We start from the raw sequence: 19,048 nt of genomic DNA on the forward strand, positions 1-19,048 counted from the left end.
ACCACGTGCCCGGCGGCCGGGGCGACGGGCCGCCGCCCCTGCCGGTGCTGAGCGATGAAAGCGTTTTCCAGTGGGGCGCGTTTGTGGTGCAGGTGTGGTCGGCCGATGGCCAGCTGCTGGCCACCTCCAGTGCCAGCCCGCGCGCCGCCGTGCCCTTGCAGGCCGCGCAGGGCCACCGGCTGGTGCAGCAGGGGGCGGGATGGGAGCAGGGCTGGCGGGTGTACACGGCGCCCCCGGCAGCGCCCGGCCAGCAGCGGGTGCAGGTGCTGCAAAGCGAGCAGTTCCTGCAGGAGGAGGTGTGGGGGCGCACCCTGTATGTGCTGCTGCCGCTGGCCCTCCTGGTGCCCGCTCTGTTGTTCACGCTGTGGTGGGTGGTGGGGCGTGCGTCGCGTTCGCTGCGGGTGGTGGCGCGAGAGGTGGCCCGGCGCGACGACCGCAGCCTGGGCGCCATCCCCCTCGGCCCGGCAGGCCGGGTGCCAGAGGAGATCGTGCCGCTGGTGGCCTCGTTCAACGCACTGCTCGCGCGGCTGGGCGAGGCCTTTGCCGCCCAGCGCCGCTTTGTGCAGGACGCGGCCCACGAGCTGCGCACCCCCATGGCCGCCATGGCCCTGCAGATGGAAAACCTGCGTCCCTGGGTGCCGCCGGGCGAAGCGCAGCAGCAGTTTGCCCAGCTGGATGCCGGCATGCGGCGCGCACAGCACCTGGTGGGCCAGCTGCTGCGCCTGTCGCGGCAGGAGGCCCCAGCGTCGGCGCAGCCGCCTGCCCCGGTGGACATCACCGCCGTGCTGCGCGACAGCGTGGGCCAGTGGATGCCGCTGGCGGACCAGCGGCGCATCGAGGTGGGTTTTGACGGCACCGAGCAGGTGGTGCTGCAGGCCTCGGCCGTGGACCTGCGCAGCGTGTTCGACAACCTGCTGGACAACGCGCTGCGCTACACGCCCGAAGGCGGCTCGGTCGAAGTGCGCCTGCACCGGCTGGATGCGGGGCACGCCGGAAGCCCCGGAGAAGGAAGCGTGGTGGTGGATGTGGTGGACACGGGGCCGGGCATTCCCCCGGACTTGCTGGAGCGTGTGTTCGACCGCTTCTTCCGCGTGCCCGGCACCCCGGCCGATGGCAGCGGGCTGGGCCTGGCCATCACCCGGGCGGCGGCGCTGCGCCAGGGCCTCAGGGTGGAGCTGCTGGCACGCAGTGATGGGGTCAGTGGCCTGGTGGCGCGCGTGCATCTGGCGCCCACTGCCTCATTCGCCGCCAGTTCGGCGCTCACTCGGCGCTAACTCCGCGCTAAGGCAGGGCTAACGCCAGGCTGAGTCACGCTTCCTAGAGTGGATGCATGTCCATCCTCTTGAGAAAGTTCTTTGTATGAAAACACGCCATCCCCTTGCAAGCCTGGCCTGGGGCCTGCTCTCGCTGTCGGCCCTGGCCGTGGGCCTGGTCTCGCTGCGGTATGCGTTGCCCGACATGCCGTTTCCGTCCGAGCTGCCCAGCCTGCAGCTGTCGCGCCATGCCTTCATCGTGCACGCGGTCAGTGCGTCGCTGGCGCTGATGCTGGGGCCGTTGCAGTTGCTGGTGGCGCTGCGTCAGCGGTATCCGGCAGCCCACCGGTGGACAGGCCGGGCCTATGTGCTGGCGATTGCCGTGGCCTGGTTGTCATCGCTGCCCTTGGCCGCGAATGCGATGACGGGTGTGGTGGCTGCCGTTGGTTTTTTTGCACTGGGCCTGGCATGGGTCGTGGCCACGGGCTGGGGCGTGGCCTGCGCGCTGCAGCGGCGGTTTGCTGAGCACCGGCGCTGGATGCTGCGCAGCTATGCCCTCACGGCGGCCGCCATCACGCTGCGCATTTACCTGGGTCTGGGGGCTGCGGCGGGGGTGGACATCGAGGTGTCCTACCCCTTCATCGCCTGGCTGTGCTGGGTGCCCAACCTGCTGGTGGCCGAGTGGTACCTGCGGCGGTCCGGGCCGCAGGCCCGGCTGTCGCCGCTGGGCGCAGCTTGAAGAAACCCGGTGCGCTGGGGGCGCGTGGCCCCCGGGGTTTAGAGCGGCTCACAAAACTCAGCGAAGCGGTTCTGGCTAGGCGCGGCGCCGCAGGCAGTACGAGTAGTACGACAAGACGCTGCAACGACGCCAGAAGCGTTTTGTTAGCCGCTCTTAGCGCACCCGCATGCCTGGGGTGGCGCCCGGCCAGGGGTTGAGTACGTAGATGCCGGGGTTGGTTTTTTCATCGCCATGGCTGGCGGCCAGCACCATGCCTTCGGAGACGCCAAACTTCATCTTGCGTGGCGCCAGGTTGGCCACCATCACGGTGTGCTTACCCACCAGGTCTGCGGGCTTATAGGCGCTGGCGATACCTGAGAAGACATTGCGCGTCCGGCCTTCGCCCACGTCCAGCGTCAGGCGCAGCAGTTTGGTGGAGCCTTCGACCGGCTCGCAGTTCACGATCAGTGCGATGCGCAGGTCGATCTTGGTGAAGTCGTCGATGGTGATGGTGGGGGCCAGCTCTTCGCCGCCGGGTGCTGCTACGGTTTCTGTAGCTGTTTGGGCTTGTGCAGCGGGCGCAGGGGGCTCAAACAATGCCTCAAGCTGCTCGGGCGTCACGCGCTGCATCAGGTGCTGGTAGGGCTGGATGGCCTGCACGTCGCCCACCGCGTTCCACTGCTGCATGTTCACCCCCACAAAGCCTTGCACGGCTTGGGCCAGGCCCGGTAGCACCGGGGCCAGGTAGCGGGTGAGCGTGGCAAAGGCGTTGACGAGCACGGAGCACACCTGGTGCAGGGCTTCGTTGTTGGCGGCGTCCTTGGCCAAGTCCCAGGGCTTGTTCTGGTCCACGTAGGCGTTGACCTTGTCGGCCAGCAGCATGATCTCGCGCGTGGCCTTGCTGTACTCGCGGGTTTCGTACATCTGCGCGATGGCGTCGCTGGCGCCGCGCACATCGGCCAGCAGGGCTGAGCCTGTGGCACCAAAGTGGCTGGTCAGCTTGCCCTCAAAGCGCTTGGTCAAGAACCCCGCCGCGCGGCTGGCAATGTTCACGTATTTGCCAATCAAATCGCTGTTCACCCGCAGCATGAAGTCTTCGGCGTTGAAGTCGATGTCTTCGTTGCGCGCGCTCAGCTTGGCCGCCAGGTAGTAGCGCAGCCATTCGGCGTTCATGTTCAGGCTCAGGTACTTGAGCGGGTCCAGGCCCGTGCCCCGGCTCTTGCTCATCTTCTCGCCGTTGTTCACTGTGAGGAAGCCGTGCACGAACACGTTGTTGGGCGTCTTGCGGCCGCTGAAGTGCAGCATGGCGGGCCAGAACAGCGTGTGGAAGGTGACGATGTCCTTGCCGATGAAGTGGTACTGCTCCATCGCCGGGTCGGCCATGTAGGCATCGTAGCTCTCGCCGCGCTTTTCCAGCAGGTTCTTCAGCGATGCCAGGTAGCCCACAGGCGCATCGAGCCACACGTAGAAGTATTTGCCCGGCGCGTCGGGGATCTCGATGCCGAAATAGGGCGCGTCGCGGCTGATGTCCCAGTCGCCCAGGCCTTCGCTGGTGGTGCCGTCGGGGTTGGTGCGGACGGTGAACCATTCCTTGATCTTGTTGGCCACCTCGGGCTGCAGCTTGCCGTCTTGGGTCCAGTTCTCCAGAAACTCCACGCAGCGCGGGTCCGAGAGCTTGAAGAAGAAATGCTCGGAGTGTTTCAGCTCTGGCTTGGCGCCGCTCAGGGCCGAGAAGGGGTTGATCAGGTCCGTGGGCGCGTACACGGTGCCGCACACCTCGCAGTTGTCGCCGTACTGGTCCTTGGCGTGGCACTTGGGGCATTCGCCCTTGATGTAGCGGTCGGGCAGGAACATGTTCTTCTCAGGGTCGAAGAACTGCTCGATGGTGCGCACTTCGATCAGGCTGCCGTCGGCACGGTCGCGCAGGTCGCGGTAGATCTGGCGGGCCAGCTCGTGGTTTTCGGGTGCGTCGGTGCTGTGCCAGTTGTCAAAGCTGATGTGAAAGCCGTCCAGGTACTGCTTGCGGCCCGCTGCGATGTCGGCCACGAACTGCTGGGGCGTTTTCCCTGCCTTTTCGGCGGCAATCATGATGGGCGCGCCGTGGGTGTCGTCGGCGCCCACAAAGTTGACCGCGTTGCCCTGCATGCGCTGGAACCGCACCCAGATGTCGGCCTGGATGTATTCCATGATGTGGCCGATGTGGAAGTTGCCGTTGGCGTACGGCAGGGCGGTGGTAACGAAGAGTTTGCGAGCGGATGACGTCATGAAAAGCGGCTTTCTCAGGCGGAACCCGCGATTTTAGGCGGTCGGCAGTATCCCTGGCCGTGGCGTGCGCTGTGCAGGCCTCTCCACGTCGCGCAGGTGCCAATCTGGGCGTGCGTGTTGGCCCCTGATGGCGCCACAATGCCCCGCATTCCAACCATCAACAGGAGACAACACATGGCGAGCACATGGGCAAAACGGGTGGGGTGGGGCGTGGGTGGTGCCGTGGTGGCGGTGGCCGCGTACCTGGCGGCATGGCCCGTGCCCATCCAGCCTGTGGCATGGACTGCGCCTGCCGCGCCCGGCTACCAGGGCGTGCACGCCCCCAACCAGCGCCTGGCCCGGCTGAACATCATCGACCTGAAAGGCGAGGTGGGCCCGGAGCACATTGCATTCGGCAAGGACGGCAAACTCTACACCACCGTGCTCAGCGGCAACATCCTGCGCATGAACCCCGACGGCTCGGGCCAGGAGGTGTTTGCCAACACCGGCGGGCGGGTGCTGGGGTTTGACTTTGATGCGGCGGGCAACCTGATTGCGGCCGATGCCATCAAGGGCCTGCTGTCCATCGCGCCGGATGGCAAGGTTACTGTGCTGGCCGACAAGGTGGGTGGCGACCCCATCCGCTATGCCGACGCCGTGGTGGTGGCCCAGAACGGCAAGATGTACCTGAGCGATGCCTCCACCCGCTTTGCCCCCAAGGACTGGGGCGGTACGTTTGAAGCCAGCGTGCTCGACATCCTGGAGCAGGCCAGCACCGGCCGGGTGATCGAATACGACCCCTCTACCCGCACCACGCGCGTGGTGGCGCGGGGCATCAGCTTTGCCAACGGCGTGGCGCTGAGCCAGGACGAAAAGCACCTGTTCGTCAACGAAACCGGCAAATACCGGGTGTGGAAGATTGCGGTGGATGCGAATGACCTCGACATCGGCCAGCCAGGCTCCCAGGCCCGCGTGCTGCTGGACAACCTGCCCGGCTACCCCGACAACCTGATGCGCGGGCAGGGCGGCAAGGTGTGGCTGGGTTTTGCCAAGCCGCGTGGGGCGGCCATCGACAACATGGCGGGCAAGCCCTGGCTGCGCAGCCTGACCCTGCGCCTGCCGCGTGCGCTGTGGCCCATTCCCCAGCCCTACGGCCATGTGATCGCGTTCACTGACGATGGCAAGGTGGTGGCCGACCTGCAGGACCCAAGCGGTGCCTACCCCGAGACCACGGCCATCACCGAGACCGCCGACCGGCTGTTTGTGCAGAGCCTGCACGCGCATGGCCTGGGCTGGTTGCCCAACAAGCCTTAGGGCTCAATCCCGGGGCGCCTCGGGCGGCTCCCCGTGGTGCCTTGTCTTCACTTCGGCGCCGGTGTCCGTCCAGCCAAAGAACCTGCACACCTCGGCCCGCATGGCCAGGGTGTCGGCTCGGCCCAGGGCCATCAGCTCCTGCGTGTAGCCGGATTCGAACAGCAGGTAGCTGGCCAGCGCCGCGCCGCGCACATCGGCCATGTTGGAGGTGACGCCCAGGGCGCCCAGCATGGTGCGCACGGGGCCGGGCAGGTCGCCCACATGGCGTGCGGCCACGGCGTCCAGGCGCTGTGACGGGGCGATCACCAGCAGCTCGATGGGGCGCAGCGCGCTGTGCAGGCGCTTTTCTTCGGGGATGAGGGACAGGGTCTGGTTGATGCGCTGCACGCGCTCCACGTCCACGGCCAGCGCATCCAGAAAGATGTTGGACAGCGCATGCCCGGCGATCTGCGCCAGCGTGGGGTAGGTGGCTGTGGGGTTGGCGGCGGCGTCGCCCTTGGGCTCGTGCATGCGGCCCGCGCCGATCACCAGAATGCGCTCGGCTCCCAGGTGGATGGCTGGAGCGATGGGCGCTGACTGGCGCATGGAGCCATCGCCAAAGTATTCGATGTGGTCATCCACTTCGATGCCCTTGGCCGGAAAGATGAACGGGATGGCCGAGGACGCGAGCAGGTGTTCGTGCGTGATGCGGTCGCTGGCCGCCTTGCGCTGCGAGCGCACCCAGGGTTTGACGGGCGTGGCGGCTTCGAAAAAGGTGACATGTTCGCCCGAGCTGTAGCTGGACGCCGTCACGGCCAGGGCGGTGAGGTGGCCCTTGCGGATCAGCCGGGGCAGGCGCACCAGCGGCACCATCTTGACCAGCAGCTTCTCCAGCGGTGTGTTGTCCAGCAGCGACTTGGGCCGCATGCGCCGCCAGCGCGCCAGCGCCCAGCCCAGCGACACCAGCGTGAGCCAGCGCGCGCCGCTGCGCATCACGCTCAGCGAATCGGCGCCATACACCTGGCTGGCATGGAACTGCCGCCACACGCGCGCGATGCGGCGCACGGCGCGGTCAAAGTGGTCAGCCCCGCAGGCCAGCGCAGCGGCATTGATGGCCCCGGCCGAGGTGCCGGTGATGATGGGAAAGGGGTTGGGGCCATCGCCTTCGCCGCAGGCCAGGCGCAGGTCGGCAATCGCCTCCAGCACCCCCACCTGGTAGGCAGCGCGGGCGCCGCCGCCGGTCAGCAGCAGGCCGGTGGCGGGGATGGAGGGCGCTGCGCCCGGGGTGTCCGAAGAAGGGGGCATGAAGACTGGAATGAAGCGGGATGCGGGCCGATGCCCTGAGTGTGGAGGGGCACCCCACGCGTTTCATGTGGGAAAACCCGCATGGAGCAACACCTTCCCAGCCGCTCAGCCCTTGAGCAGCAACTGCGCCACCGCGTCGCCCTGCAGCACCACGATGCCGTTGTCGCGGGCGTAGATGCGGGCGTTGTCGCTCACCTGCCCCAGCGCCGCCACATACACACCCGCCGAGGCGTCGGCCGCCACCATGGCCGCCTGCAGCTCGCGCAGGGGCTCCACGCCGTGGGTCGCGGCCTTCCAGCGTTTGGCGCTGACCAGGGTGGTATTGCCGCCCAGGGTCAGGCGCATGTCGGCGGCGTTGTTGCCGCCCGTGCCCAGACGCTCCACGGTGTAGCCCGCGCGCTCCCAGGCGGTGGCCAGGGTGTCGGCAAAGCTGCGCCAGGGCATGCTGGCCACGGCGTCGAGCATTTCGGCCACCTTGGCGGGGTTGGGGGCGCGCAATTGCTTCCAGGCGGCCATGCAGCCCACCACAAAGATGGGGAAACCCGCCAGTGCACCCACCACAAAGTATTCCTTGGGCAAAAAAGCCCCGGCCGCCAGCGTGATGAGACCCACCACCACAAAGCTGATCCACCACGGCGAGCGCAGCAGCACGGCAAACAGGGAGTTTTCGGACATCTTGAATTTCACGGGAGGCCTTTTTGGGAGAGTGCGACGATGCAATGCGGTGCGCATTGTCCTTCAGCGCCAGGGGGCGGGAGCTTGGGAATAGACTACCGGCCCCACAGGAGTTAATTGAATGGCAGTCACCGAACAGGGCCTTTTGGCCGCTCTCTCCAGCGTGCTGGACCCCCACACAGGCAAGGATTTTGTCAGCACGCGCGCCCTGCGCAATGTGCAGATCACCGGCGGCGACGTGGCCTTCGACGTGGAGCTGGGCTACCCCGCCAAGAGCCTGGTGCCCGAGCTGCGCCGCAGCCTGGTGGCCGCTGCCAAGGGGGTGGCGGGGGTGGACAACGTGTCCGTCAACATCACCACCAAGGTCATCGCCCATGCCGTGCAGCGCGGCGTGCAGCTGCTGCCCCAGGTCAAGAACATCATCGCCGTGGCCTCTGGCAAGGGCGGGGTGGGCAAAAGCACCACGGCCGCCAATCTGGCCCTGGCCCTGGCGGCCGAAGGCGCCAGCGTGGGCGTGCTCGACGCCGACATCTACGGCCCCAGCCAGCCCATGATGCTGGGCATCAACCGCCGCCCCGAAAGCGACGACGGCAAGACCATGGAGCCGCTGGAGAACTACGGCGTGCAGGTCATGTCCATCGGCTTCCTGGTGGACCAGGACGAAGCCATGATCTGGCGCGGCCCCATGGCCACGCAGGCGCTGGAGCAGCTGCTGCGCCAGACCAACTGGAAAGACCTGGACTACCTCATCATCGACATGCCCCCCGGCACCGGCGACATCCAGCTCACCCTGAGCCAGCGCGTGCCCATGACCGGCGCCGTCATCGTCACCACCCCGCAGGACATTGCCCTGCTGGACGCCAAGAAGGGCATCAAGATGTTCGAAAAGGTGGGTGTTCCCATCCTGGGCATCGTCGAGAACATGGCCGCCCACGTCTGCAGCAACTGCGGCCATGTGGAGCACATCTTTGGCGCCGATGGCGGCAAGAAGATGGCCGCCGACTACGGCATGGACTACCTGGGCGCGCTGCCGTTGAACATGAGCATCCGCCTGCAGGCCGACAGCGGCAAGCCCACCGTGGTGGCCGACCCGGATGGTGAGGTCGCCGCCATCTACAAGAAGGTGGCGCGCGATGTGGCGGTGAAGATCGCCCAGCAGGCCAAGGACTTCTCCAGCAAGTTCCCCACCATCTCGATCAGCAAGAACACCTGATCTTCCCGAGTCGCCTGAGCCGCCCCCACGCGCCATGAACCTGCTCGCGTCCCTGCGCTACCTGGTGGCGCTGCACGAGCACCGGCACTTTGGCCGGGCGGCACAGGCCTGCCACATCACGCAGCCAGCGCTGTCCAACGCGCTGCGCGCGCTGGAAAAGGAGTTTGGCGTGGTGGTGGTGCGCCGGGGTCGCAGCTTCGAGGGCTTCACGCCCGAGGGCGAGCGCGTGCTGGCCACGGCCCAGCGCATGCTGCACGAGCACCAGGTGCTGCAGCAGGACCTGAGCAGCGACGCGGCCCACCCGCGCGGCATGCTGCGCTTGGGCGCCGTGCCCACGGCCATGCCCATCCTCGCGCGGTTTGCGGCGCAGCTGCAGGCGCGGCACCCGGGCATCGTGCCGGTGGCGCTGTCGATGAGCTCGCAGGCGCTGGAGGCAGGGCTGGAGAACATTGCGCTCGACCTGGCGCTGGGCTACACCGAGCGCATGCCCGCACGCGGCGGGCCGCTGCGGGCCTGGCCGCAGTATGTGGAGCATTATTTTCTGCTGCGCCGCGCACCGCGCCCGCCCAAGGGCGCAGCGCGCGGGCTGCAGATCGGCCCGCCCATGGCCTGGGCGGATGCGGCGGCGCTGCCGCTGTGCCTGCTGACCCCCGAGATGCATAACCGCAGCCTGGTGGATGGTGCCTTTCGCAGCGCAGGCGCCACGGTGATGCCCGCCATGGAAACCGATTCGGTGCTGACCCTGGCGCTGAGCGTGGTGGCAGGCAACGTGTGCAGCGTGTTGCCCGGCGCGCTGGTCGATGCCGTGCGCGGCCATGAGGGGCTGGAGGCGCTGCCGTTGACGGGGCCGGTGCTGACCACGCCGATTGGCTTTATGTCGCACCGCCAGGTACAGCCCACCCGCGCCCTCGATGCGGCGCTGGCACTGGCGCAGGACCCCGACTGGCTGCAGCACGCCGCAGCACACAGTGGGCTTCTGGTCGCCGATTGAGCGCTGACCGCACGGGTTGCGGTGGTTGATTCATGGGCCGTTGCAAAAACGGCTGTTTCATTTGTTTTTGTGATCGACCCATGTGCATCGGCAATTTGACGCCGCACGCGCCCCTGGCCGACACTGCGGCGGCGCGCCTGGCCTATGCAGGCGCCTTCATACAAAACAACGCCCCCACGCCCCCGGTCCATGCACCTTGCCCACGAAGCCCCCCCCGCAACCGTTGTCGCCGCCGTGTCGGTCAACGACATGCGCGAGCGTATCCGCCGCAAAAGCCGCCTCAAAGGCCGCCAGCCTGAAGATGCCGCCATGGCCGAAGTGGCGCAGTTGCTGGGCCCGCGCCCGGCCACCGGTTTCCGGCGCGACCTGCTCATCGAATACCTGCACCGCCTGAACGACCACTTTGGTGTGCTGCACGACCGGCACCTGGTGGCTCTCGCCAAGCAGATGAACCTGCCCATGGCCGAGGTGTACGAGGTGGCGAGCTTCTACCACCACTTCGACATCGTGCGCGGCGAGGATGCCCATGCCCCGCGCCTGGTGCTGCGGGTGTGCGACAGCCTGAGCTGCAGCCTGGCGGGCGCGCGCGAGCTGCTGGCCGCGTTGCCCGAACGCCTGCGCGCGGCCGGTCAGGGCGATGTGCAGGTGTTGGCTGTGCCTTGCGTGGGCCGCTGCGAGCAGGCGCCCGTGGCCGTGGTGCACCAGTGCCCGGTGCCGCACGCCACGGTCGATACCGTGCTGGAGGTGGTGGAGTCCAAGCCAAAAAGGGCGCTTGCGCGCCACCCACAAGCGCTGGCAGCTATCAATTTTGATGTTGCTGCGCTGGCGGAGAAGAGCATCCCCACGTCCCCTGGCGAGGTCAGCCCCGCCCACACCGACCTGGCCACCTACCGCGCCCACGGTGGCTACCAGACGGCTGCCGCGCTGGTCAATGGCGAGATGGATGCCGAGGCCGTGCTCGCGGCCATGGAGGACTCGGGCCTGCGCGGCCTGGGCGGCGCGGGCTTCCCGGCGGGGCGCAAGTGGCGCATCGTGCGGGATCAGCTGGCGCCACGCCTGATGGCCGTCAACATCGACGAAGGTGAGCCCGGCACCTTCAAGGACCGCACTTACCTCGAACGCGACCCGCACCGCTTTCTGGAAGGCGTGCTCATCGCCGCCCAGGTGGTGGGCACCGAGGCCGTCTACATCTACCTGCGCGACGAGTACCACGGCTGCCGCGCGCTGCTGCAAAAGGCCCTGGACGACCTGCGCGCCGAGCCGCCCTGCCACCTGCCGCACATCGAACTGCGGCGCGGCGCGGGTGCTTACATCTGCGGCGAAGAGTCGGCCATGATCGAGAGCATTGAGGGCAAGCGTGGCGAGCCCCGCATGCGCCCGCCCTACATTGCCCAAGTGGGCCTGTTCGGCCGGCCCACGCTGGAGCACAACTTCGAGACGCTGTACTGGGTGCGCGACATCGTCGAGCGCGGGCCACAGTGGTTTGCCAGCTTCGGCCGCCATGGCCGCAAGGGGCTGCGGTCTTTCAGCGTGAGCGGGCGGGTGAAGCACCCGGGCGTCAAGCTCGCTCCGGCGGGCATCACAGTGCAGGAACTCATCGACGAATACTGCGGCGGTTTGCCGGACGGGCACCAGCTTTATGCCTACCTGCCCGGCGGTGCCTCGGGCGGCATCCTGCCCGCCAGTCTTAACAACATCCCGCTCGACTTCGACACGCTGCAGCCCTACGGCTGCTTCATCGGCTCCGCCGCCGTCATCGTGCTCAGCCAACACGACCGCGCGCGCGATGCGGCGCTGAATGTGATGCGGTTTTTTGAACATGAAAGCTGCGGCCAGTGCACGCCCTGCCGTGTGGGCACGGCCAAGGCGGCCACGCTGATGGAAGCTCCGCAGTGGGACGAAGAGTTGCTTGACGACCTCGCGCAGGTCATGGGCGATGCCTCCATCTGCGGCCTGGGCCAGGCGGCGCCCAACCCCATCCGCTGCATCCACAAATACTTTGCGCACGAGGTGGGTGAAGCGCCGTGGCCGGGCGATTTGCCCAAGCCGCGCAACAGTCCGCTGACCGAGCAATTGCCCGGAGGGTTGAAGCCATGAGCGCCGTGTTGACACCTACTGCTGCGGCGCAGCCCGCCGTGGCCTTCGAGCTGGACGGCCAGCCCGTGACAGCCCATCCCGGCGAAACCATCCTGAAGGCCGCGCAGCGCCACGGCGTGGAGATTCCGCACCTTTGCTACAGCGACGGCCTGCGTCCCGACGGCAACTGCCGCGTCTGCGTGGTCGAGATCGCGGGCGAGCGCACGCTGGCGCCCAGCTGCTGCCGAGCGCCCACCGAGGGCATGAAGGTGTTGGCCGCCAGCCCCCGCGCGCGCAAAAGCCAGCAGATGGTGGTGGAGATGCTGCTGTCGGACATGCCGGACCAGGGCTACCGGTGGAACGATGGAGATGCAAATACTCCTGAATTGATAGCTGAAAACATAGATCCATCAGGCGGTGAAGGCCTATTTGATTCAATAATTTCCGACACCATCGGCCAACACGGCGAGCTGAGCTCCTGGGCCGACCGCCTGGGCGTGACCGTGCGCCCGGCGCTCCAGGCCCTGCGCCGCGAGCAGCCCGCGCCGGACCTAAGCCACCCCGCCATGGCCGTCAACCTGGACGCCTGTATCCAGTGCAACCGCTGCGTGCGCGCCTGCCGCGAAGAGCAGGTCAACGATGTGATCGGCTACGCGCTGCGCGGAGCAGACAGCAAGATCGTCTTCGACCTCGACGACCCCATGGCCGAGAGCACTTGCGTGGCCTGCGGCGAATGTGTGCAGGCCTGCCCCACGGGCGCGCTCAGCCCCAAGACGCACATCGGCTCGCAAAAGGTGGACCGCAAGGTCGATTCGGTCTGCCCTTTCTGCGGCGTGGGTTGCCTCATCACCTACAACGTGCGGGATGAAAAGATCATCAGCGTGGAAGGCCGCGACGGCCCGGCCAACCATGGCCGCCTGTGCGTAAAGGGGCGCTTTGGTTTCGACTACGCCCACCACCCCGACCGCCTGACGGTGCCGCTGGTTCGCAAGAGCGGCGTGCCCAAGGAGGTGCGGCCTTACGGTGCTGACTGGCGCGACACCTTCCGCGAAGCGACCTGGGACGAGGCGCTGGACCTGGCCGCAGGCCGGCTCAAGACCCTGCGCGACACGCACGGCCGCAAGGCGCTGGCGGGCTTTGGCTCGGCCAAGGGCAGCAACGAAGAGGCCTATCTGTTCCAGAAGCTGGTGCGCACCGGCTTTGGCAGCAACAACGTGGACCACTGCACCCGGCTGTGCCATGCGTCCAGCGTGGCCGCGCTGCTCGAAGGCGTGGGCTCAGGCGCGGTGAGCAACCCGGTGAACGACGTGGAGCACGCGGAGCTGATCTTTGTGATCGGCTCCAACCCCACCGCCAACCACCCGGTGGCTGCCACCTGGATGAAGAACGCCGCCCAGCGCGGCGCCAAGATCGTGCTGGCCGACCCGCGCGTGACCGACATTGGCCGGCATGCGTGGCGCACGCTGCAGTTCAAGGCCGATACCGATGTGGCCCTGCTCAATGCGCTCATCCACACGGTGATTGACGAGGGCCTGGTGGATGAAGCCTTCATCCGCGACCGCGTCAACAACTTCGAGGCCCTCAAGGCCAACGTGATGGGCTGCAGCCCCGAGGCCATGGCGCCTGTATGCGGCATCCCTGCCGAGACGCTGCGCGAGGTGGCGCGGGCGTTTGCCACATCGAAGTCCTCGATGATCCTCTGGGGCATGGGCGTGAGCCAGCACGTGCATGGCACCGACAATGCGCGCTGCCTGATCGCCCTGTGCGCCGTCACGGGCCAGATCGGCAAACCCGGCTCGGGCCTGCACCCGCTGCGCGGCCAGAACAACGTGCAGGGCGCGAGCGACGCGGGCCTGATCCCCATGATGTTCCCCAACTACCAGCGCGTGGACAACGCCGGGGCGCATGCGTGGTTCGAAGACTTCTGGGGCACATCGCTGGACAAGGCGCCCGGCTACACCGTAGTGGAGATCATGCACAAGGCCCTGGCCCCGGACAGCGACCCGCACAAGGTGCGTGGCATGTACATCCTGGGCGAAAACCCCGCCATGAGCGACCCCGACCTGAACCACGCGCGCCACGCGCTGGCCAGCCTCTCGCATCTGGTGGTGCAGGACATCTTCCTGACCGAGACTGCCTGGCTGGCCGACGTGGTGCTGCCCGCCAGTGCCTGGCCTGAAAAGACCGGCACGGCGAGCAACACCGACCGCATGGTGCAGATGGGCCGCCGCGCGCTGAACCCGCCGGGCGATGCCCGGCCGGACCTGTGGATCATTCAGCAGATCGCGCAGCGCATGGGCCTGGGCTGGAACTACGAGGGAGAGGAGTCTGGCGTGGCGGCGGTGTATGACGAGATGCGCCAGGCGATGCACGCGAGCATCGAGGGCATCACGTGGGACCGGCTGGAGCGCGAGTCCAGCGTCACCTACCCCTGCCTCACGCCTGACGACCCCGGCCAGCCCATCGTCTTCACCGAGAAATTTCCCACGCCCACAGGTCGCCTGCAACTGGTGCCTGCCAGCGTGATCCCGGCGGCCGAAAAGCCCGACGCCGACTTCCCCCTGGTGCTCATCACCGGCCGCCAGCTGGAGCATTGGCACACCGGCAGCATGACGCGGCGCAGCACCGTGCTGGACGCCATCGAGCCCATGGCCACCGCATCGCTGCATGGTGACGAGCTGGCGCGGCTGGGCGTGGCGCCCGGCGCGCTGGTGGGCATCCGCTCGCGGCGCGGCATGCTGCAGGTGCGCGTGCGCCGCGACGATGGCACGCCGCGCGGCACGGTGTTCATGCCGTTTGCGTACGTGGAGGCGGCTGCCAACCTGCTGACCAATGCGGCGCTGGACCCGTTTGGCAAGATCCCGGAATTCAAGTACTGCGCCGTAGCGGTGGAGCGGCTGGAAACCGTTGCAATCTGAGGGCGATCAAGGGGCTTTGCAGGCCGCGCCGACCCTGGCCGTGCGCCGGGGTACAGTCAGCGCCCATGACAGAGCGCCCCTACACCGACGTTGCCGTGATCATGCGGTGCGAGCACATCGACAACCGCTGGCAGCCCTGGCGCTGGTCGCTGGCCGAGGTGGTGATCCACGAACCCACCTTCGGTACTGAGCCCCGCCCGCTGATCCAGGACGAGCGCGAGCAGCGCTGGCTGTTTCCCGGCTTTCGCGTGGAGCTGTTCCGCGACGATGCCGAGGGCTACCACCTCAACCTCACCTCGCCCGCGCCCTGCTGGTTTGTGATGTGGCGCCGCGATGAAGACACGGGCACGGGCGAGATCCCCCTGGCCCGCCCCGTGGCTGTGAGCCTGAGCTACCACGACGCCGGCCGCTGGCTGGATGCGCAGGAGACTGTGGAGCAGGTGCCCGCCGCCCCCGAGGTGCTGGAGGCGCTGCGCGCCTTTGTGGCCGAGCACTACCAGCCCGAGCCCAAACGCCGCAAGCGGCCGGACAGTTTCCAGTCGCTGACGGACCGCTTTGGCAACCCTGCGTCGGTGTCCACCGAGAAGCAACGTGGCGGCGGTGGAGGAGGGCGTGGCCATGGCTGACGGCTTCCTCGGCCGCTGGTCGCGCCGCAAGCAGGACGTGCGGGAGGGCAAGCCGGTGGAAGAGCCTGTGCCGCCAGCGCCTGCTCCTGCTGTGGCAGCCCAGATTGCTGCGCCTGCACCCGTGTCCGCGCCTGCAGAGGCTGCCCCGGCGTCTGAGCCTCCACCTCCCACGCTGGCAGACGCGCAGGCGCTCACCCCCGCGTCCGACTTCAAACCCTTTGTGTCCCGTGCCGTCTCGCCCGAGGTGCGCAACCTGGCGATGAAGAAGCTGTTTGCCGACCCGCACTTCAATGTGATGGATGGGCTCGACATCTACATCGACGACTACACCCAGCCCGACCCCTTGCCCGCAGGCATGCTGCGCAAAATGGCCAGCGCGCATGCGATGGGCTTCTTTGACGACGAAAAGAAGGCCGGGGGTGAAGTAGCAGACCAAGGCGGCGATGCAATAGCCCCGGAGGCCGCTCAGCCTCGGGATGATGCGGAGGCCGACGGCCGCACAGACGTGGCACAGTCCGGGGTATGCAACGCTGTTCCTGGCGTTCCCACCAGCGAGCCTGTGCGGGTCGCCCGTTCTGAAGAGGATGGGGTGGCCATGCCAGCCAGCCACACCCACGATGACCACGACGCTCATTTGCGACTGCAACCAGACGATGCCCCTCAACGCCAAGGCGTTGGGCGAGGCACTGCATGAAGACCTGACCCTCCACTCCACCCTGTGCCGCCGCGACGCGGGGGCGTTTCAGAAAGCAATCCAGTCCGGGCAGGAGGTGGTGGTGGCCTGCACCCAGGAGCAGCGCCTGTTTGCCGACCTTGGTCAGCAGACCGAAGGTGCGGTCTCGCCCATCCGGTTTGTGAACATTCGCGAGACTGGTGGCTGGAGCCGCGACGCCGCCAAGGCCAGCCCGAAGGTCGCTGCATTGTTGGCCGCAGCCCATCTGCCGGAGCCCGAGCCGGTACCCACCGTCACCTACAAAAGCACAGGCCGCTTGCTCATCATCGGCCCGCTGGACCAGGCCGAGCAGGCCGCCGCGCTGGTGTCGGATGTGCTGGATGTGACCCTTTTCACCCAGGGCCCCGGCAATGCGGGTGGCGCGCAGGCGCGGCGCTACCCCGTGCTGGGCGGGCGCATCACGGGCCTCACGGGCTGGTTGGGCGCGTTCGAGCTGCAGTGGTCGGCCGACAACCCCATCGACCTGGACCTGTGCACCCGCTGCAACGCCTGCGTGGCGGCTTGTCCCGAGAACGCCATCGGCCTGGATTACCAGATCGACCTGGCCGCCTGCCAGTCACACCGCGCCTGCGTCAAGGTGTGCCAGGTGGCAGGTGCCATCGACTTCACCCGCGATGCCACAGCGCAGACCGAGCGTTTTGACCTGGTGCTGGACCTGCGTTCGCCCACCGCCACGCCCACCTTCCTGCAGCACGCGCTGCCGCAGGGTTACCTGCGCTGGGACGGTCGAGACCTGGGCACGCTGCTCAAGCTGCGCGAACTGGTGGGCGAGTTCGAGAAGCCCAAGTTTTTTGCCTACAAACAAAAGTTGTGTGCTCACAGCCGCAACGCCACCGTGGGCTGCAACGCCTGCGTGGACATCTGCTCCGCCGAAGCCATCAGCAGCGACAAGGGCCGCCAGCAAATCAAGGTGAACCCCAACCTGTGTGTGGGCTGCGGTGCCTGCACCACCGTGTGCCCCACCGGCGCGCTGACCTATGCCTACCCCCGTGCGACAGAGCAGGGCACCAAGCTCAAGACGCTGCTGTCCACCTACGCGGCTGCCGGTGGCAAGGATGCGGTGCTGCTGCTGAACAGCCAGGAGCGCGGCCAGGCGCTGGTGGAGGAGCTGGGGCGTGCTGCCCAGCTGAAGCTGGCGCAGGGCGTGCCTGCCAACGTGATCCCGGTGGCGCTGTGGCACACCGCCAGCACCGGGGTGGACCTGTGGCTGAGTGCCATCGCCTACGGCGCGTCGCAGGTGGTGGTGCTCTGCACCGACGAAGAAGCGCCGCAGTACCTCGACGGCCTTCAGGCTCAGATGGACGTTGCGCAGGTCATCCTGCGAGGGCTGGGGTACACCGGCACCCATGTGCAACTGCTGCGTGCCACGCATCCCACCGAGCTGGACGCCGCATTGCAAGGGCTGGGCCAGACGCGCCAGAAGACACCCGCCGTGGCCGCACGTTTTGCGGTGGCACAAGAGAAGCGCAGCACGCTGGAGATGGCGCTCGACCACCTGATCGAGCAGGCCCCGATGCCCGTGGCCGAACGGCCTGCGGCGATTGCCTTGCCCGCAGTGGGTTCGCCCCTGGGCACGATCGAGGCCAACAAAGACCGCTGCACCTTGTGCCTGAGCTGCGTGAGCGCCTGCCCCGCCAGTGCGCTGCAGGACAACCCGCAGTTGCCGCAGCTGCGCTTCATCGAAAAGAACTGCGTGCAGTGTGGCCTGTGTGCCACCACCTGCCCGGAAGACGCGATCACTCTGCAGCCGCGTTTGCTGCTCACACCCGAGCGGGCACAGCTGCGTGTGCTCAACGAGGCTAAGCCCTGGGCCTGTGTGCGCTGCAGCAAACCCTTTGGCACGGTGAAGGCCATCGAAGCCATGCTGGGCAAGCTCTCGGGCCACCCCATGTTCCAGGGAGAGGCGCTGGAGCGCCTGAAGATGTGCAGCGACTGCCGCGTGATTGATCTGTATTCCGCACAAAACGAGACGAAAGTGACCGACCTGTGAGCGCATCCTCTGCTTCTTTGACATCCCCGGGCAGCAGCTCCGCGCTGGACGAGGAAACCGCGCGGGCCGAACTCTATGGGTTGTTGTCGCAGCTGTACTACGCGGCGCCCAGCCCCGAGCTGATGTCGGCCCTGCGCGTGGCGGTGACCGAGGCGCCCGCCGATGGCGGCTTTCTGCAGGAGCCCTGGCAGCAGCTGGTGGGTGCGGCACGCGCGCAGGATGATGCGGCCATTGCGCAAGAGTTTGACCGCCTGTTTGGTGGCGTCGGCAAGCCCGAGGTGTACCTGTATGGATCGCACTACCTGAGCGGCTTCCTGAATGAAAAACCCCTTGCCCGCCTGCGCACCGACCTGGACCGCCTGGGCCTGGCGCGCGACGACGCCATGCCAGAGACCGAGGACCACATCGCATATCTGTGCGAGGTGATGCGTTATCTGATCGCGGGGGATGACGTAGCTGTCTGCAACCTGACGGCCCAGCGCGACTTTTTTGCAACGCATTTGCAGCCCTGGCTTCCGCAGCTTTGTGATGTGTTAGCAGCCCATCCGCAGGCGCGCTTTTATGCAGCGCTGGCCCAGTTCACGCGGGCCTTTGCGTCCGTGGAGGCACAGGGCTTCGACATGCTCGATTGACCTGTGGGAGGCCGCAGCGCGCCTGTGGCCAGCGCTACAAAAGATGAGTGCTTTAGTGGGGGGTGTAAAGCTGGATTGCAGTGTTTTACACACTGACATAGACTGTATGAATAGCTTTTCATAGCTTCCCCATTGCTGCCAGCCATTCTGGAGACAACCATGCAGAACCGCCAGCCGAATCCCTCACGCCGCAGCTTCTTTGCCGGCGCCGCCACCGCAGGGGCTGCAGCAGCAGCCGTGGTGGCACTTCCCCATGTGGCTCCGTCCGAATCTGTGGTCTCTGATGCGCCCCGCCCCGCGCCTGAAAAGGGCGGTGGCTACCACCTGTCTGCGCATGTGAAGCAGTACTACAAGACCACCCAACTCTGACCGGGGCCTGCC

15 protein-coding genes are annotated in these 19,048 nt (G+C 67.1%); 12 read left to right on the forward strand and 3 right to left on the reverse strand.

From position 1 onward, the window contains the following. Both AC07Z7_RS18440 and AC07Z7_RS18445 read left to right on the forward strand, forming a co-directional pair. A partial coding sequence (locus AC07Z7_RS18440; protein WP_494767196.1) for a sensor histidine kinase occupies positions 1 to 1,274 on the forward strand: 1,274 nt, incomplete at its 5' end. A gap of 85 nt (positions 1,275 to 1,359) precedes the next feature. Then, positions 1,360 to 1,992 carry a DUF2306 domain-containing protein gene (locus AC07Z7_RS18445; protein ID WP_494767197.1) on the forward strand — a complete coding sequence of 211 codons (633 nt, stop codon included), beginning with the start codon at positions 1,360 to 1,362 and terminating at the stop codon, positions 1,990 to 1,992. Between the two features lie 153 nt (positions 1,993 to 2,145). Here the strand turns inward: AC07Z7_RS18445 and metG are convergent, their stop codons facing one another. Continuing rightward, positions 2,146 to 4,236, reverse strand: coding sequence for a methionine--tRNA ligase (gene metG, locus AC07Z7_RS18450; protein WP_494767198.1), 2,091 nt, complete (start codon positions 4,234 to 4,236; stop codon positions 2,146 to 2,148). Positions 4,237 to 4,410: 174 nt separating this feature from the next. Between metG and AC07Z7_RS18455 the strand changes: the two genes are divergently transcribed. Then, positions 4,411 to 5,529, forward strand: coding sequence for an SMP-30/gluconolactonase/LRE family protein (locus AC07Z7_RS18455; RefSeq protein ID WP_494767199.1), 1,119 nt, complete (start codon positions 4,411 to 4,413; stop codon positions 5,527 to 5,529). A 3-nt stretch (positions 5,530 to 5,532) separates the two neighbouring features. Here AC07Z7_RS18455 and AC07Z7_RS18460 read toward each other — a convergent pair whose 3' ends face one another. After that, the gene (locus tag AC07Z7_RS18460; RefSeq protein WP_494767200.1) at positions 5,533 to 6,813 is read right to left on the reverse strand and encodes a patatin-like phospholipase family protein; all 1,281 of its coding nucleotides are present in this window, start codon (positions 6,811 to 6,813) and stop codon (positions 5,533 to 5,535) included. A 105-nt stretch (positions 6,814 to 6,918) separates the two neighbouring features. Then, on the reverse strand, positions 6,919 to 7,488 hold the full coding sequence (locus tag AC07Z7_RS18465; RefSeq protein ID WP_494767201.1) for a restriction endonuclease: 570 nt from the start codon (positions 7,486 to 7,488) through the stop codon (positions 6,919 to 6,921). Between the two features lie 121 nt (positions 7,489 to 7,609). Between AC07Z7_RS18465 and apbC the strand changes: the two genes are divergently transcribed. The 9 genes from apbC (at position 7,610) to AC07Z7_RS18510 (ending at position 19,036) form a co-directional block, all read left to right on the forward strand. Further along, a complete protein-coding gene (apbC, locus tag AC07Z7_RS18470; protein WP_494767202.1) occupies positions 7,610 to 8,701 on the forward strand; it encodes an iron-sulfur cluster carrier protein ApbC in 1,092 nt (363 codons plus the stop codon). Positions 8,702 to 8,735: 34 nt separating this feature from the next. Beyond that, positions 8,736 to 9,692, forward strand: a complete 957-nt coding sequence (locus AC07Z7_RS18475; RefSeq protein WP_494767203.1) for a LysR substrate-binding domain-containing protein — start codon at positions 8,736 to 8,738, stop codon at positions 9,690 to 9,692. A gap of 189 nt (positions 9,693 to 9,881) precedes the next feature. Beyond that, a complete protein-coding gene (locus AC07Z7_RS18480; RefSeq protein WP_494767204.1) occupies positions 9,882 to 11,789 on the forward strand; it encodes an NAD(P)H-dependent oxidoreductase subunit E in 1,908 nt (635 codons plus the stop codon). Then, positions 11,786 to 14,686 (forward strand): formate dehydrogenase subunit alpha, encoded by a 2,901-nt coding sequence (gene fdhF, locus AC07Z7_RS18485; protein WP_494767205.1) that lies wholly within the window; start codon positions 11,786 to 11,788, stop codon positions 14,684 to 14,686. The genes AC07Z7_RS18480 and fdhF overlap by 4 nt, the downstream gene beginning before the upstream one ends. A gap of 65 nt (positions 14,687 to 14,751) precedes the next feature. Continuing rightward, a complete protein-coding gene (locus AC07Z7_RS18490) occupies positions 14,752 to 15,312 on the forward strand; it encodes a DUF3305 domain-containing protein (protein ID WP_063458795.1) in 561 nt (186 codons plus the stop codon). Further along, positions 15,305 to 16,006, forward strand: coding sequence for a DUF3306 domain-containing protein (locus AC07Z7_RS18495; RefSeq protein WP_440114815.1), 702 nt, complete (start codon positions 15,305 to 15,307; stop codon positions 16,004 to 16,006). The genes AC07Z7_RS18490 and AC07Z7_RS18495 overlap by 8 nt, the downstream gene beginning before the upstream one ends. Continuing rightward, the gene (locus tag AC07Z7_RS18500; RefSeq protein WP_494767214.1) at positions 15,966 to 18,035 is read left to right on the forward strand and encodes a 4Fe-4S binding protein; all 2,070 of its coding nucleotides are present in this window, start codon (positions 15,966 to 15,968) and stop codon (positions 18,033 to 18,035) included. Before AC07Z7_RS18495 ends, AC07Z7_RS18500 begins: the two co-directional genes overlap by 41 nt. Next, positions 18,032 to 18,667, forward strand: coding sequence for a TorD/DmsD family molecular chaperone (locus tag AC07Z7_RS18505; RefSeq protein WP_094291275.1), 636 nt, complete (start codon positions 18,032 to 18,034; stop codon positions 18,665 to 18,667). Before AC07Z7_RS18500 ends, AC07Z7_RS18505 begins: the two co-directional genes overlap by 4 nt. A gap of 159 nt (positions 18,668 to 18,826) precedes the next feature. Then, a complete protein-coding gene (locus AC07Z7_RS18510) occupies positions 18,827 to 19,036 on the forward strand; it encodes a twin-arginine translocation signal domain-containing protein (RefSeq protein WP_094291484.1) in 210 nt (69 codons plus the stop codon). The last annotated feature ends 12 nt before the right edge of the window (positions 19,037 to 19,048 follow it).

The sequence above is a fragment of the Acidovorax sp. GW101-11A03 genome (assembly GCF_059424825.1).

Coding starts and splice junctions, on each gene's coding strand:
- AC07Z7_RS18445 (WP_494767197.1), top strand. CDS start 1,360: ATGAAAACACGCCATCCCCTTGCAAGCCTGGCCTGGGGCCTGCTCTCG.
- metG (WP_494767198.1), bottom strand. CDS start 4,236: ATGACGTCATCCGCTCGCAAACTCTTCGTTACCACCGCCCTGCCGTAC.
- AC07Z7_RS18455 (WP_494767199.1), top strand. CDS start 4,411: ATGGCGAGCACATGGGCAAAACGGGTGGGGTGGGGCGTGGGTGGTGCC.
- AC07Z7_RS18460 (WP_494767200.1), bottom strand. CDS start 6,813: ATGCCCCCTTCTTCGGACACCCCGGGCGCAGCGCCCTCCATCCCCGCC.
- AC07Z7_RS18465 (WP_494767201.1), bottom strand. CDS start 7,488: ATGTCCGAAAACTCCCTGTTTGCCGTGCTGCTGCGCTCGCCGTGGTGG.
- apbC (WP_494767202.1), top strand. CDS start 7,610: ATGGCAGTCACCGAACAGGGCCTTTTGGCCGCTCTCTCCAGCGTGCTG.
- AC07Z7_RS18475 (WP_494767203.1), top strand. CDS start 8,736: ATGAACCTGCTCGCGTCCCTGCGCTACCTGGTGGCGCTGCACGAGCAC.
- AC07Z7_RS18480 (WP_494767204.1), top strand. CDS start 9,882: ATGCACCTTGCCCACGAAGCCCCCCCCGCAACCGTTGTCGCCGCCGTG.
- fdhF (WP_494767205.1), top strand. CDS start 11,786: ATGAGCGCCGTGTTGACACCTACTGCTGCGGCGCAGCCCGCCGTGGCC.
- AC07Z7_RS18490 (WP_063458795.1), top strand. CDS start 14,752: ATGACAGAGCGCCCCTACACCGACGTTGCCGTGATCATGCGGTGCGAG.
- AC07Z7_RS18495 (WP_440114815.1), top strand. CDS start 15,305: ATGGCTGACGGCTTCCTCGGCCGCTGGTCGCGCCGCAAGCAGGACGTG.
- AC07Z7_RS18500 (WP_494767214.1), top strand. CDS start 15,966: ATGCCCCTCAACGCCAAGGCGTTGGGCGAGGCACTGCATGAAGACCTG.
- AC07Z7_RS18510 (WP_094291484.1), top strand. CDS start 18,827: ATGCAGAACCGCCAGCCGAATCCCTCACGCCGCAGCTTCTTTGCCGGC.